Genomic DNA, 14,335 nt, shown 5'->3' with positions numbered 1-14,335 from the left:
ACAAAGCACGCCCTCATCCCCGCGAAAAGGCCGCCCCATGACGCAGATCATCGCCAACCTTGCTCAGATTTCCGCCCGTTATGACGCGGTGTTTTGCGATCTGTGGGGCTGCCTGCACAACGGCGTCACCCCGTTCCCGGCAGCGGTGGCCGCCTTGCAAGCCTTCCGCGCCAAGGGTGGCCGGGTGATCTTGCTCACCAATGCGCCGCGCCCGAAATCCAGCATTGTCAAACAGTTGGATGAAATGTCCGTGCCGCGCGACGCCTGGGATGATGTGGTGACCTCGGGCGATGCCGCGCAATATGCCATGCTGACCGGGGCGGTAGGCCATAAAGTGCATTTCATCGGTGCGCCAAAGGATGAAGTTTTCTTCACCGATTTCGCCGAAGATCTGCAAGCGGTTGCCGCTGCCAATCCCCCGATAGAACGCGTGCCCACCAAAGACGCCGAGGGCCTTGTGGTGACGGGTCTGGTGGATGATCTGACCGAGACGCCCGACGACTACCGCACCACCCTGTTGCTGGCGAAAAACCTCGGCCTGCCCATGCTTTGCGCCAACCCAGACATCATCGTGCATTGGGGCGACAAGCTTTTGTATTGCGCCGGCGCGCTGGCGAAAGACTATGAGGCGATGGGCGGCACGGCGCTCTATTTCGGCAAGCCGCATCCGCCGATTTATGATCTGGCGCAGCGGCGCTTGCAGGTTTTGGGTGGCCCAGGAGACGCGCGTATCCTCTGCATTGGCGACGGCATCCACACCGATGTGCAGGGCGCGATTGGCGAAAGCCTTGATGCGCTTTTCGTCACCGGGGGCATCGCGCATGAAAGCTTCGGTGCAGATTCCAACAATCCGGACAAGGACTTGCTGGAAGATTGGCTAGAGGCGGGGATGCTGTCGCCCAGCTATAGCATTGGCCACCTGCGCTAGCGCAGCAACAAAATTATCCTAGAAGTCGTTTTTGCGCACAATTACTGCGCTTTGGATTTGCGCCGCAACGCAGCATCTGCTACGCTGCATCAGCACATCCTAGGGATTCGCATCATGCTGGATAACCAACCGCGCGGCACCATCTGCATCGAAGACCTTGAAATCGGCATGGTGCGCACGTTGCAAAAAACCATAACCGACCGTGATATCGAACTTTTTGCCGAGGTTTCCACCGATCATAACCCAGTGCATCTGGACGACTCCTACGCGCAGGACACAATTTTTCAGGGCCGCATCGCGCATGGCATGCTGACCGCCGGGCTGATTTCAGCGGTGATCGGAGAGCAACTTCCCGGCCATGGCACTGTTTATCTTGGACAATCCCTGAAATTCCTCGCCCCCGTGCGCCCCGGCGATACCGTTGAGGCGGTGGTGAAAGTGCTGGCCATCGACCATTCTCGCCGCCGCGTGACCCTTGAAACCCATTGCGCGGTGGGCAATACCGTGGTTCTGAAAGGCGAAGCGCTGGTTCTGGCGCCAAGCCGCAAGTTCGACTAGGGGCCTCTGCCGCCCCACCCTGGGGTAGCATGCAAATAAACCAGCATTGGCAAGGGCTTGACCCTGACACACGCGGCGCTTCGGTGGCGATGGGCAACTTTGACGGCGTGCATCTGGGCCATCAATCGGTGATCGACCGCGCCCGCCCACATGGCCCCTTGGGTATCGTGGCGTTCGAGCCGCATCCCCGCGAATACTTTGCCCCCAACGCCCCGCCGTTTCGGTTGATGAACGCCGAAGCCCGCAGCAACCGCTTGGCCAAACTGGGGGTTAAGCAGTTGTTTCAACTGCCGTTTAACGCCCAAATGGCCAGCTTTACGCCGGATGATTTCGCGCGGCAGGTGCTGGCCGATGGCCTTGGCGTCGCTCATGTCGTCGTCGGGGCCGATTTCTGTTTTGGCAAGGGCCGCGCCGGCAAGGCCGCTGATCTGCAAGCGCTTGGAAAACAATATGGATTCGGCGTCACCATCGCAGATCTGGTCAAAACCGCAGGCCGCGAGATTTCCTCCACCGCGATCCGCCAAGCCCTAACCGATGGCCGTCCCCGCGATGCGGCCTCGATGCTCGGACACTGGCACCGGATTGATGGCGAGGTGATCCACGGCGAAAAACGTGGGCGCGAATTGGGCTATCCAACGGCGAATATGTCGGTGCAGGGGCTACATCTGCCGAAACTTGGGGTTTATGCGGTGAAAGTTGACGTGCTGACCGGGCCGCAGATCGGCAGCTATCACGGGGCGGCCTCGCTTGGCGTGCGTCCGATGTTTGGCGAAAACACCCCGAATCTTGAGACCTATATCTTTGATTTCAAAGGTGATCTCTATGGCCAGCACGTCTCTATCGGCCTTGTCGATTACCTGCGGCCCGAGATGAAATTCGACGGCCTGCCCGGACTGATGGTGCAAATGGCCGCCGATGTCACCCAAGCGCGCACCATCCTCACCACACTCTAGCCCTTCCCTTTTCCGCGCGCCCACGTCATTTTGCTGCCATGACAAACCTCCGCCCGAAATTCTGGGAAACCGTTCCCCTCGCGAAAATGACCACTCCCGAATGGGAGGCGCTTTGTGATGGCTGCGGCAAATGCTGCCTGAACAAGATCGAGTATGAAGACACCGGTGAGGTCGAATACACCCGCGTTGCCTGCCGCTTGCTGGATAATGAAACTTGCCGCTGCAGCAACTATGCGCGGCGGTTTGAGTTTGTGCCGGAATGTATTCGCCTCAATCCCAAGACATTGAAAAAGATCAGCTATTGGCTGCCCGCCACCTGCGCCTACAAGCTGTTGCAGCAGGGCAAACCTTTGCCGGACTGGCACCCTTTGGTTACGGGTGACCCCGAGTCCACCCATACCTCTGGCCAATCGATGCGGGATCAGACCGTCTCGGAAGTCACGGTCGATGAAGACGATTGGGACGATTATATCATTCAGGAAAATCTCTGATGTATTTCACTTCTGACAACGCCTCGGGGGCGCACCCCGAGATTCTGGCGTCGCTGACCCGCGTCAACGACGGCTTTGCCCGCAGTTACGGCGCCGATGCGACCATGGACCGCGTCACGGCGCAGGTGCGCGAGGTGTTCCAGCATCCCGAGGCCGCGGTTTACCTTGTGACCACCGGAACCGTCGCCAATGCCCTGTCGCTGGCGATCTACACCAAGCCTTGGTCGGCGGTCTTTGCCCATACCGAGGCGCATATCGCCACCGACGAATGTGGTGCGCCAGAGTTTTACACCGATGGCGCGAAACTGATCGGCGTGTCCGGCGATCATGGCAAGATGACACCGGAAAGCCTTGCGCAAACCATTGGCCGGATTGGCGAAGTGGGCGTGCATGGCGTGCAGCGCGGCATGGTCTCAATCACCAATGTCACCGAGGCAGGCACGGTTTACACCCCTGCCGAGGTTGGCGCTTTGACCACAGTGGCAAAGCAATGGGGCCTGCCCTGTCATCTGGATGGCGCGCGCTTTGCCAATTCTTTGGCGGCGACCGGGGCCAGTGCGGCAGAAATGACATGGCAGGCGGGTATTGATGTGGTCTCATTTGGCGGCACCAAAAACGGCTGTCTGGGGGTTGAGGCGGTGGTGATGTTTGATCCCGAAAAGGCGTGGGAGTTCGAGTTGCGCCGCAAGCGGGCGGGGCATCTGGTCTCAAAACACCGGTTCCTGTCGGCACAGATGGAAGCCTACCTGACGGATGATCTGTGGCTGCGGCTGGCCGCCCACGCCAATGCGATGGGCGCACGGCTGGCGCAGGGTGTTGCAGGCGCAGGTGCTACGCATCAGCACCCGGCGCAGGCCAATATGATGTTCCCGGAATGGGTGCTTGGCACCCATGCGCGACTGGAGGCTGCGGGGGCGGCCTATTACCAGATGCCTGCAAGCACGGGGATGGAGGCCGCGCGACTGGTCACATCATGGAACACCACCGAGGCGGACGTTGATCAGTTCTTGGCCGTTCTACGCGGCTAAGCAGCGTCCAGATGCGCCTGAACGCTTGCGGCGATGGCGGCGGCGTGGGTGATCGCCACCATATGCCCCGCCTTTGGCACAACCAACCGCGTGGCTTGCGGCAGGCGCAGCGCCAAGGCGCGATGCACCGCGTCGATGATAGCGGGGCTGTCAGCGCCCTCAATCAGCAGGACCGGGACATCAACGACTTCTAGCCCACCGGGGCGCAAGATGCCTGCGGCATCGTCAAGCAACGTCGGATTCTGCGCCACGATCAGATGGATACGATCCACCATGTAGGCGCGGGTGCGTTCCGGCAGATTGGACAAACAGTCGTCTGAGCCCCAATGACCGTGGAACAGTGCCGCTGCGGCTTCGCGGTCCCCGGCCTCGACCAGTTCGGCAAAGCCAAGGTGGTCGGCGCGGAAACGCTCATAGGCGGCGGCGGCGACGGCCTTGCTTGCGGCGAAGATCACCGGCTCGACCAGCGTCAGGCTGCGCACCAGATCAGGGCGCTCTACCGCGATGCGCAGGGCCACGGTGCCGCCAAAGCTGTGGCCGATCAGGTCAATCTTTGCACCCAGCCCTAGGCTTTCCGCCATTGCAACCGACTGCGCAGTGGCCAGTGCGTGCATATCAGTGCCCGGCAGCCAATCTGGCGCGCGGCCATGCCCCGGCGCGTCGGTGGCTGTAATCGTGACGCCATGCAAGGCCGCAGCCAGCCCCGACCACGCCCCGGCATGGGCAAGGCTGCAATGCAGCGCCAGTACCGGACGGGTGCCGCCGCGATGCCAGACACGATGCGGCGGCAAGGCGATTTGGTGCAGATCTTCAGGCATTAAGAACTTCCCAAGGTTACAGCTTACCAGACAGATAGAGGTCGAGGTCGTCCAAGCGGTCCTGACCCCAGAGCCGCTCCTCCCCAACCATATAGAACGGCACGCCGAATACACCGCGCGCCACCGCTTCTTCAAGGTTCGCCATATAGGTTTCCGCCGCCATCAGCATGTATTTGTCGGCGATCTTCGGATCAAAGCCGTGGGCGGCGAGGATTTCCTGCACCACCTCGTCCTCGGCAATGTTGCGGCCCTCGGCCCAGACCGCGCGCGGGAAGGCCTGCACCAAACCGCCCAGATCGCCACCGCCGACCTTGGCCGCCGCGATGATCGCATAAGACGCAGGCGCGGGGTTGACCGGGAAATGCGCGGGCTGCAAATCCAGCTTCAACCCCAGCCGCGCCGACCAGCGGCGGAGTTCCTGTATCCGGTAGGTTTTGCGGGAGTCGTGGCGATCCGCCAGCACCTGACCGCCGGTGCGCGGGAACAAAGCCGGGGCGTTGAGCGGAATATAACGGATGGTTGCGCCATGTTTGGCGGCAATAGCCTCCAGCCTGTCGCCTGCCAGATAGCAAAACGGCGAGATTGGCGCGAAGTAGTAGTCGATCTGCGGCATTTCATGCGCCCCCTAGGCTTCAAGGTTTGCAAGACCCTAGCTGGGTGATAAGCGGTGTCAACAATCCGAATCTGGCCCCCGGAGATCCCCATGCCCGCTATGACTGAGCCGAAACTGATTTCCGGCAACGCAAATCTATCACTCGCCAAATCCATCGCCCGTCGCATGTCGATGCATCGCGGCATGTCGGTCAATCTGGTCGATGCAAGGATTGAGCGCTTCAATGATCAAGAGATTTTCGTTGAGGTGTTCGAGAATGTGCGCGGCGAGGATATGTATATAATCCAGCCGACCTCGAACCCCGCCAATGACAACCTGATGGAGCTGTTGATCATGACCGACGCGCTGCGGCGCTCGTCGGCCAATCGGATTACCGCCGTGATCCCGTATTTCGGCTATGCAAGGCAAGACCGCCGCGCCAAGGCCCGCACCCCGATCACCGCCAAGCTGGTGGCCAATATGATCGCCGAGGCTGGGGTGGACCGGGTGTTGACGTTGGACCTTCATGCGGCACAGATCCAAGGCTTTTTCGACATTCCGGTGGACAACCTTTATGCCTCGCCAGTGTTCGCGCTGGATATTGAGCATCACTTCAAAGGCCAGATGCAGGATCTGATGGTGGTCTCGCCGGATGTTGGCGGGGTGGCGCGGGCGCGGGAATTGGCGAAGCGGATCAACGCCCCCTTGGCCATCGTGGACAAGCGCCGCGAGAAGGCCGGTGAGATTGCTGAGATGATCGTGATCGGCTCGGTTGAGGGCAAGAAGTGTATCATCGTCGACGATATCTGCGACACTGCCGGGACTTTGTGTAAAGCGGCGGAAGTGTTGATGGAGAATGGCGCGACGGAAGTGCATTCTTATATCACCCACGGCGTTCTCTCGGGGCCTGCGGTGGAGCGGGTTACCAATTCGGTGATGAAATCCTTGGTGATCACGGATTCGATCGAGCCGACCGAGGCGGTGAAGAACTGCCCGAACATTCGGATCGTGCCAACCGCACCGATTTTCGCGCAGGCGATTTTGAACATCTGGAACGGGACGTCTGTGTCGTCGCTTTTTGAGACTGATACACTGGTGCCGATTTATGAGGGCATGTATCAGCGGCCCTGATCATCCGAAGCCGAAAAAGAAAAGGTCCCAACTCGGGACCTTTTTTATTTGTTTTGTATCAATATGTTAGCGTGGTCGCTTTAACGAAATCTTTACGAATTCGCGACTTAAGCTCCGAGTTGCTCTTTTTGAAATACTCCCGCCGGAGGCTTCAACGCTCCAACCCCTCAATACAACTGCCAGTCATCCTCACTCGCCGCCGAGCCCATCGCGATCCAGTCGGCGCGCACGCGGGCGACGCGGGTATCGCCCCAAGTGCGGAACACCAGATGGAAGCCGGTCTCGGTGATGTTCTCGGCGGAGATGTCGGCGCGCGAGGTGTGTTTGTGGTCGATGTCCCACATCGAGATTGAGGCCATCACGGTGGGCGCCTCGGTGAACGCCTCTTTGAACATCACCACATGACGGCTTTCGCGCGCGCCCTGCCCTGTCCACATCACACCGCCATCGGCAAAATCCGAAAACAGGACGCGACTGCCCTGTTGAATACCGACGGTGTTGGAGGTGATGCGTTTCATGCGGACTCGGGGTTTGTGACTGCAACGTAGCAATGAATTTCGGCGAAACTAGGTTAATTGCGGGTTAAAGGTGTCGCTATTGCAAAACTTTTGGTGTGACTTCCAACAGTTAAACCGCAAAGCCACCAAAATGAAAAGGCCCCGACAAAGCGGGGCCTGATCCATACTGTGACCGCAGGCTTAGAAACCAGCGGCGGCGCGCATTGCGACCAGATCGGCCATGGCCTTGTCGGCAGCATCTTTGTCAACCGCAACGGCGGTGGCTTCGGACGCATCGGCGATCAGTTGATCCATCAGCGTGGCGTTCAACTCTTCAATCGGCACTGCACGCTCGGCCAGAACCGAAACGCTGGTGGCGCTGATTTCAGCGAAACCGCCGGTGACGACAAAGGATTTAGCACCCTCTGCCGACACGACTTTCAACACGCCGGGGCGCAGGGTGGTGATGGTGGGGGCATGCCCCTCCATCGCCGTCAGGTCGCCATCGGCGCCCGGGATTTGCACTTCGGATGCCACAACCGAGGCCAGACGGCGCTCGGGCGACACGAGGTCAAATTGCAGCGTTCCAGCCATGATGCCCCCTTAGGCCGCAGCCGCAGCAAGACGCTGTGCTTTGGCTTTCACGTCTTCGATGCCGCCAACCATGTAGAAGGCTGCTTCCGGCAGGTGATCGTATTCGCCAGCCACAACCGCTTTGAACGAAGCAATGGTGACATCCAGCGGAACCTGCACACCGTCGGAACCGGTGAACACCTTCGCCACGTCGAACGGCTGCGACAGGAAGCGTTGGATCTTCCGGGCGCGCGACACGGTGAGTTTGTCTTCTTCCGACAGTTCGTCCATGCCGAGGATGGCGATGATGTCTTGCAGCGACTTGTAGCGCTGCAGAACACCTTGGACCGAACGGGCCACCAAGTAGTGCTCCTCTCCGATCACAGCCGGGTCCAGAAGACGCGAGGTCGAGTCGAGCGGGTCAACGGCCGGGTAGATGCCGAGTTCCGAGATCGCACGCGACAGAACCGTGGTTGCGTCCAAGTGCGCAAACGAGGTTGCTGGTGCAGGGTCGGTCAAGTCATCGGCAGGAACATAGATCGCCTGCACCGAGGTGATCGAACCGGCTTTGGTCGAGGTGATGCGTTCTTGCAGAGCGCCCATGTCGGTTGCCAGCGTCGGCTGATAGCCCACGGCGGATGGGATACGACCCAAGAGAGCCGACACTTCCGAACCCGCTTGGGTGAAGCGGAAGATGTTGTCGACAAAGAACAGAACGTCGGTGCCGGACTGGTCGCGGAACTGTTCTGCCAAGGTCAGACCCGACAGAGCCACGCGCAGACGTGCGCCCGGTGGTTCGTTCATCTGGCCGTATACAAGGGCCACTTTCGATTTGGTCATGTCTTCGAGGTTGATAACCCCGGATTCGATCATCTCGTGGTAAAGGTCGTTGCCTTCACGGGTGCGTTCGCCAACGCCTGCGAACACCGAGAAGCCCGAGTGCACTTTGGCGATGTTGTTGATCAATTCCATGATCAGAACGGTTTTGCCAACGCCAGCACCGCCGAACAGACCGATTTTGCCGCCCTTGGCGTAAGGTGCGAGCAGGTCGATCACCTTGATGCCGGTGACCAGCACTTTGGATTCGGTGGCTTGCTCGGCGAAAGACGGAGCCTTCTGGTGGATCGAGCGGTACTCGGTCGCGTTGACCGGGCCCTTTTCGTCCACCGGCTCGCCGATGACGTTCAGGATGCGGCCCAAGGTGGCATCGCCGACCGGAACTTGGATCGGAGCGCCGGTGTCGCTGACGCCAGCGCCGCGTACGAGGCCTTCGGTCGCGTCCATAGCGATGGTGCGGACGGTGTTTTCGCCAAGGTGCTGGGCCACTTCAAGGACCAGTTTCTTGCCGTTGTTGTCGGTGATCAGCGCGTTCAGAATTGCGGGAAGATCGCCCGTGAACTGCACGTCAACCACGGCGCCGATGATTTGGGTCACCTTGCCTGCCGCGGCAGCTGCTTTCGGTGCTTTTGCCATAATGTTTCTCCGGTTCCTCAGAGCGCTTCCGCGCCCGAAATGATTTCGATAAGCTCTTTGGTGATCGCAGCCTGACGCGAGCGGTTGTAGATCGTGGTGTATTTGGTGATCATATCGCCTGCGTTGCGCGTTGCGTTGTCCATCGCGCTCATCCGCGCACCCTGTTCAGATGCGCCATTTTCCAACAAAGCCGTGAAGATCTGCGTGGCCACGCCGCGCGGCAGAAGATCGGCCAAGATGGCTTCTTCGCTGGGCTCGTAGTCATACAGAGCATTCGGGGCGGCTGCCTCAAACTTGGCCGGGATGACCTGCTGCGCGGTCGGGATTTGTGCAATCACCGACTGGAAGCGGTTGTAGAAGATGGTGACCACATCGCATTCACCAGCTTCAAAGCGTGCGAGCACGTCCCGCGCGATGGTCAGCGCGTTGACATAACCGACACGTTTCACATCCGCCATATCAACATGGCCAACCATGTTTGCGGCATAGTCCCGGCGCAGCTGTTCGCGGCCTTTTTTGCCAACGGTGAGGATCTTCACCGTTTTGCCAGCTGCTACCAGCTCATTCGCCTTCGCGCGGGCCAGCCGCACGATGGTCGAGTTAAAGCCGCCGCAGAGCCCGCGCTCTGAGGTCATCACGACCAGCAGATGCACTTGGTCGCTGCCCGTCCCGGCCAGAAGCCGGGGCGCGCTGGCCGATGTTCCAACCGAAGACGCAAGGCCCCCCATCACCGCATTCATCCGCTCGGCATAGGGCCGGGCAGCTTCAGCAGCATCCTGGGCGCGGCGCAGTTTTGCCGCAGAGACCATCTGCATGGCTTTGGTGATTTTGCGGGTGTTTTTGACACTCGCAATCTTGTTTTTTAAGTCCTTAAGGCTGGGCATTGTCTATCCCCCTGCCCTTAGGCGAAGTCTTTGGCGAATGCCGCGATCTCAGCTTTGATGGCTTTCTCCAGATCGCCCGCAACTTTGCGGTCGTTCACGGTGATATCATCCAGCAAAGCTTTGCCAGCGCCGCGCAGATGCTTCAGAAGGCCCGCTTCAAAACGGCCGATGTCTTTCACAGCCACTTTGTCCAAAGCGCCCGACGTACCCGCATAGATCACGCAGACGATTTCAGCGTTGGTCATCGGCGAGTACTGTGCCTGCTTCATCAGCTCGGTCAGACGCGCGCCACGGTTCAGCAACTGCTGGGTCGAGGCGTCAAGGTCAGAGCCGAACTGCGCGAAGGCAGCCATCTCGCGGTACTGTGCGAGTTCCAGTTTGACCTTGCCAGCCACCGATTTCATTGCGTTGGTTTGCGCAGACGAACCAACCCGCGAAACCGACAGACCGGTGTTCACAGCCGGGCGGATGCCTTGGTAGAAGAGTTCGGTCTCAAGGAAGATCTGGCCGTCGGTGATCGAGATCACGTTGGTCGGAATAAACGCCGAAACGTCGCCGCCTTGGGTCTCGATGATCGGCAGAGCGGTCAAGGAGCCCGAACCAAAATCTTCGTTCAGCTTCGACGAGCGTTCCAGCAAACGGGAGTGCAGGTAGAAAACGTCGCCCGGATAAGCTTCACGGCCCGGCGGGCGGCGCAGCAGCAGCGACATTTGGCGGTAAGCCACGGCTTGCTTGGAGAGGTCATCATAGATGATCAAAGCGTGGCGGCCATTGTCGCGGAAGAATTCTGCCATCGAGGTCGCAGCGTAAGGTGCGAGGAACTGCATCGGCGCCGGGTCGGATGCGGTCGCAGCCACCACGATGGTGTATTTGATCGCGCCGGTTTCTTCCAGCTTCTTCACCAACTGCGCCACGGTCGAACGCTTCTGACCGATAGCCACATAGATGCAGTAGAGCTTTTTGTATTCGTCGTCGCCAGCAGCCTCGTTATAGGACTTCTGGTTCAGAATGGTGTCGAGTGCCACAGCGGTTTTGCCGGTCTGACGGTCACCGATGATCAATTCGCGCTGGCCGCGGCCAACCGGGATCATCGCGTCAATCGCTTTCATGCCGGTTGCCATCGGCTCATGCACCGATTTGCGCGGAATGATGCCCGGAGCCTTGACGTCTGCCTGGCTGCGCTGGGTCGAAGCGATCGGGCCTTTGCCGTCGATCGGGTTGCCGAGGCCGTCCACAACGCGGCCCAGCAGGCCGTTGCCAACCGGCACGTCCACGATGGATTTGGTGCGCTTGACGGTGTCGCCTTCTTTGATGTCCTGGTCGGAACCGAAGATAACGATACCGACGTTATCGACTTCCAGGTTCAGCGCCATGCCGCGGATGCCGCCGGGGAATTCCACCATCTCACCGGCTTGGACATTGTCCAGCCCATGCACACGGGCAATGCCGTCGCCAACGCTGAGAACGCGGCCAACTTCGGCCACCTCTGCATCTTTGCCAAAGTTCTTGATCTGGTCCTTAAGGATCGCAGAGATCTCAGCAGCCTGAATTCCCATCACCCAACCTCTTTCATTACATTCTGGAGCGCCGCGAGCTTTGCCTTGACCGAGGTGTCGATCATCGACGAGCCGAGCTTGACGATAAGTCCGCCGATGAGGCTTTCATCAACGGTGGTTTTAAGTTTGACTTCTTTGCCGACCTTGGCCTTCAGGCTGGCCGCAAGCGCCTTGGCCTGAGCTGCCGAAAGCGCTGTCGCCGAGGTGACTTCCGCCGTCACTTCGCCTTTTTCGGCGGCGATGCGGGCGGTCAAATCGCTGACCAGCTGCGGCAGCACGAACAAGCGGCGGTTGGATGCCATCAAGGCGATGGTATTGGTCATCACCGTGGAAAGCCCCATCTTGGCAGCAATCGCCGCCATAGCACTGGCTTGATCTTCGCGCGCCACAACGGGCGAGGCGATCATGCTGGCAAGCTCCGGGCTGGCAGCCAAGGCCGCTCCCAAAGCATCGGTATCGGCCTCAAGCGTTTTAAGACCGTTTTCTTCTTTCGCAATCTCAAACAAAGCCTGCGCGTAGCGCGATGCAATGCTCAAGGAGATTGAAGCTGGTTCGGACACGTCAACCCTTCCGCTGTTAGGCCCCTCACAATGACCGCATCCGGGTTACAACCCATTTGCGGCGCATACTTGGGGCATGCGTCTTCTCGATTTCGGGCGTCTCTAGCAGACGATTGGCCATCCCGCAACGGGGAAGGACACTCAATATCCGCGTGCGCGCGTGCGATATATCGGCATGGCGGTTTTGTCGCAGGGGTGGCGGGTTTGGGCGGCGGTCGATCACGCGGGCTTCACCTTTTCGGCATTGCTTTGTTTGTCAAGCCGAAACAATGGGTTTGCGCGGGATGCCCCTCCAAGCTGCTGCAAACGCGTCATATATTTGTAACAGACTTGGTTGCCCAAAGCGGCGCTGGCGTGATCGCTTCAAAGCGCTATGAGCCTTGGCAATACATCAGTGATTCTCAGAGTCAGAGATAGTGCCTGCAACGCGCAGGTTAGCGTCCTGAACCCGTCCGCTGCGCAGCGTCGGCAGCGCCGCCCCCACGCCGTCCAGCACCCGCAGCGGCTTGCGCACCGCAGCACCCAAACCGCCGCGCGTCGGGGCGTAGACCTGTTTGCTGGCTTCCACCATCAGCACCCCGCCCGCCAGCCATGGTAGCCTGCGGCCAAAGCCCTCCCAAAAGTTCGAGGTGCCAAGCCAGAACCGGCTTTCGGAAGGGGGGGCAAACAGCGAGGTCATGCTGCGCTCTGGGGTGAAGCCATGCGCCTTCAGTTGCGCCTCAAGCTGGCCGCCGGAATAAGGGCGGCCAAAGCCAAACGGCGTGCCATCGCGACGTGCCCAGAGGCCTGCACGGTTTGGCACTACGAACAGCGCGCGCCCTCCGGGGCCAAGCACGCGATGGGCTTCCTCCAACACGGCGGTGGGGTTATCCGAGGTCTCCAACCCGTGCATCAGCACCAGCCGATCCACATGCCCGGTCGGCAGCGGCCACAGGGTTTCCTCACATAAAACCGAGACATTCGCCATTCCGGCAGGCCATGGCATCACCCCCTGTGGCCCCGGCATCAGCCCAATCACCCGCCGCGACTCTGCCAAATAGGGCCGTAGCAACGGCACGGCAAAACCGAACCCCGCCACGGTCTGCCCCGCAAGCGGTGGCCACAGACTGACCACCTGATCGCGGATCGCCCGCTGCGCCACCCGGCCCAACTGAGTGCGGTAGTAGAAATTGCGCAGATCGAGCACATCAAGATGCATGGGGTCGGGGCTTCCTCGGCGGTAAAATCGTGGCAATCATAGCCGGATGCGTCCGTATGGCTATGGCCGAAACCCATCCCCTGCCGATTAAGCAGACCGCTTGCGGCAAGGCCACGGAATTTCTCAAATTCCGTCTGGTAGGCCGCCTGATTATTCAGCACTCTGGCGCAAATCTGGAAAGGCTGCCCGCATGACCCTGGAACTTGTCACCATCCCCTGCCTGAAAGACAATTACGCCTATCTGCTGCATGATCCGGCCAGCGATGAGACGACGCTGATCGACGCCCCCGAGGCAGCCCCGATCCTTGCCGCGTTGAAATCCCGTGGCTGGCATCTCGATCAAATCCTGCTAACGCATCACCACTGGGATCATATCGACGGCGTCGGCCCGATTGTTGAAGCCACCTCCGCCACCATCCTGGGCGCTGCCGCTGACGCCCACCGCCTGCCGCCCTTGACCCGCGAACTGGTTGAGGCTGATCAGGTGAAGGTCGGGGATGAAATCGGCTATGTCATTGATGTGCCGGGCCATACCGTCGGCCATATCGCCTTCTATTTCCCCGTCGCGGGCCTGTGCTTCACCGCCGACAGCCTGATGGCCGCAGGATGTGGGCGCTTGTTTGAGGGCACCCCGCAGCAGATGTTTGAAAGCCTTGCCAAGCTGCAACAACTTCCCCCCACCACGCTGATCTGCTCGGGGCACGAATATACAGCCGCCAACCTTGCTTTCGCGATCACCGTCGATCCCGAGAATGCAGCGCTGCAAGCCCGCATCCGCGCCGTGACACGCGAGCGCTCCGGAAACCGCCCCACCGTGCCGGTCACGCTATCAGAAGAATTGGCGACCAACCCTTTTCTGCGCGCGCAAGACCCCCATATAAGGGCTCATCTGGGTATGGCTGATGCAACCGATGCCCAAGTCTTCACCGCAATCCGCGCGCAAAAGGACAAATTCTGAGTCCTTTCAGCACCGCGCCCATCACAAATTGCATCACTGCCGACAATTTACGAAATCTTGCTGAAATAGGGCTTGAAGATCGCAGAATAAAACCGATCCTTTACCTTATGAGGCCATGGTTGGATTAGGGCCACCCG

The 14,335-nt window shown here is 59.8% G+C and carries 16 protein-coding genes; 7 read left to right on the top strand and 9 right to left on the bottom strand.

Annotated elements, in window-relative coordinates; translation table 11 throughout:
• Positions 1–37 precede the first annotated feature (37 nt).
• The 5 genes from AKV04_RS13810 (at position 38) to AKV04_RS13790 (ending at position 3,958) form a co-directional block, all read left to right on the top strand.
• Positions 38–928, top strand: coding sequence for a TIGR01459 family HAD-type hydrolase (locus AKV04_RS13810; RefSeq protein ID WP_054006991.1), 891 nt, complete (start codon positions 38–40; stop codon positions 926–928).
• A 114-nt stretch (positions 929–1,042) separates the two neighbouring features.
• Entirely contained in the window at positions 1,043–1,486 is a 444-nt protein-coding gene (locus AKV04_RS13805) for a MaoC family dehydratase (protein ID WP_054006990.1), read from the top strand.
• 29 nt (positions 1,487–1,515) lie between these two features.
• Positions 1,516–2,439, top strand: a complete 924-nt coding sequence (locus tag AKV04_RS13800) for a bifunctional riboflavin kinase/FAD synthetase (RefSeq protein WP_054006989.1) — start codon at positions 1,516–1,518, stop codon at positions 2,437–2,439.
• A gap of 38 nt (positions 2,440–2,477) precedes the next feature.
• On the top strand, positions 2,478–2,930 hold the full coding sequence (locus AKV04_RS13795; protein ID WP_054006988.1) for a YcgN family cysteine cluster protein: 453 nt from the start codon (positions 2,478–2,480) through the stop codon (positions 2,928–2,930).
• Positions 2,930–3,958: a threonine aldolase family protein gene (locus AKV04_RS13790; protein ID WP_054006987.1), complete on the top strand. Its 1,029-nt coding sequence runs from the start codon at positions 2,930–2,932 to the stop codon at positions 3,956–3,958. Before AKV04_RS13795 ends, AKV04_RS13790 begins: the two co-directional genes overlap by 1 nt.
• Here the strand turns inward: AKV04_RS13790 and AKV04_RS13785 are convergent.
• Positions 3,955–4,776 carry an alpha/beta fold hydrolase gene (locus AKV04_RS13785; RefSeq protein ID WP_054006986.1) on the bottom strand — a complete coding sequence of 274 codons (822 nt, stop codon included), beginning with the start codon at positions 4,774–4,776 and terminating at the stop codon, positions 3,955–3,957. The two genes, AKV04_RS13790 and AKV04_RS13785, sit on opposite strands and share 4 nt — an antisense overlap.
• Before the next feature lie 16 nt (positions 4,777–4,792).
• Complete coding sequence (locus tag AKV04_RS13780) at positions 4,793–5,389, bottom strand: 2-hydroxychromene-2-carboxylate isomerase (protein WP_054006985.1); 597 nt, start codon at positions 5,387–5,389, stop codon at positions 4,793–4,795.
• A gap of 90 nt (positions 5,390–5,479) precedes the next feature.
• On the opposite strand from AKV04_RS13780, the gene AKV04_RS13775 reads away from it, so the two are divergent.
• A complete protein-coding gene (locus tag AKV04_RS13775; RefSeq protein WP_054006984.1) occupies positions 5,480–6,499 on the top strand; it encodes a ribose-phosphate pyrophosphokinase in 1,020 nt (339 codons plus the stop codon).
• Between the two features lie 167 nt (positions 6,500–6,666).
• Here the strand turns inward: AKV04_RS13775 and AKV04_RS13770 are convergent, their stop codons facing one another.
• The 7 genes from AKV04_RS13770 to AKV04_RS13740 all read right to left on the bottom strand — a co-directional run bounded on the left by AKV04_RS13770 (position 6,667) and on the right by AKV04_RS13740 (position 13,240).
• Positions 6,667–7,017, bottom strand: coding sequence for an H-type lectin domain-containing protein (locus tag AKV04_RS13770; RefSeq protein WP_054006983.1), 351 nt, complete (start codon positions 7,015–7,017; stop codon positions 6,667–6,669).
• 180 nt (positions 7,018–7,197) lie between these two features.
• Complete coding sequence (locus AKV04_RS13765; RefSeq protein WP_054006982.1) at positions 7,198–7,590, bottom strand: F0F1 ATP synthase subunit epsilon; 393 nt, start codon at positions 7,588–7,590, stop codon at positions 7,198–7,200.
• 9 nt (positions 7,591–7,599) lie between these two features.
• Positions 7,600–9,042, bottom strand: a complete 1,443-nt coding sequence (gene atpD, locus AKV04_RS13760) for a F0F1 ATP synthase subunit beta (protein ID WP_054006981.1) — start codon at positions 9,040–9,042, stop codon at positions 7,600–7,602.
• A 17-nt stretch (positions 9,043–9,059) separates the two neighbouring features.
• Positions 9,060–9,926, bottom strand: a complete 867-nt coding sequence (locus AKV04_RS13755) for a F0F1 ATP synthase subunit gamma (protein WP_054006980.1) — start codon at positions 9,924–9,926, stop codon at positions 9,060–9,062.
• Positions 9,927–9,943: 17 nt separating this feature from the next.
• Complete coding sequence (gene atpA, locus AKV04_RS13750) at positions 9,944–11,482, bottom strand: F0F1 ATP synthase subunit alpha (protein ID WP_054006979.1); 1,539 nt, start codon at positions 11,480–11,482, stop codon at positions 9,944–9,946.
• The gene (locus tag AKV04_RS13745; RefSeq protein WP_054006978.1) at positions 11,482–12,042 is read right to left on the bottom strand and encodes a F0F1 ATP synthase subunit delta; all 561 of its coding nucleotides are present in this window, start codon (positions 12,040–12,042) and stop codon (positions 11,482–11,484) included. Before AKV04_RS13745 ends, atpA begins: the two co-directional genes overlap by 1 nt.
• 391 nt (positions 12,043–12,433) lie before the next feature.
• Positions 12,434–13,240 carry a class I SAM-dependent methyltransferase gene (locus AKV04_RS13740; protein ID WP_054006977.1) on the bottom strand — a complete coding sequence of 269 codons (807 nt, stop codon included), beginning with the start codon at positions 13,238–13,240 and terminating at the stop codon, positions 12,434–12,436.
• Between the two features lie 190 nt (positions 13,241–13,430).
• Here AKV04_RS13740 and gloB point away from each other — a divergent pair, with 190 nt between their 5' ends.
• Positions 13,431–14,198 (top strand): hydroxyacylglutathione hydrolase, encoded by a 768-nt coding sequence (gene gloB / locus AKV04_RS13735; RefSeq protein WP_054006976.1) that lies wholly within the window; start codon positions 13,431–13,433, stop codon positions 14,196–14,198.
• Positions 14,199–14,335 lie beyond the last annotated feature (137 nt).

Origin of the sequence: Cypionkella psychrotolerans (genome assembly GCF_001294535.1) — a bacterium.
GTDB classification, from domain to species: domain Bacteria; phylum Pseudomonadota; class Alphaproteobacteria; order Rhodobacterales; family Rhodobacteraceae; genus Cypionkella; species Cypionkella psychrotolerans.
This window is presented reverse-complemented; position numbering and strand designations above follow the sequence as displayed.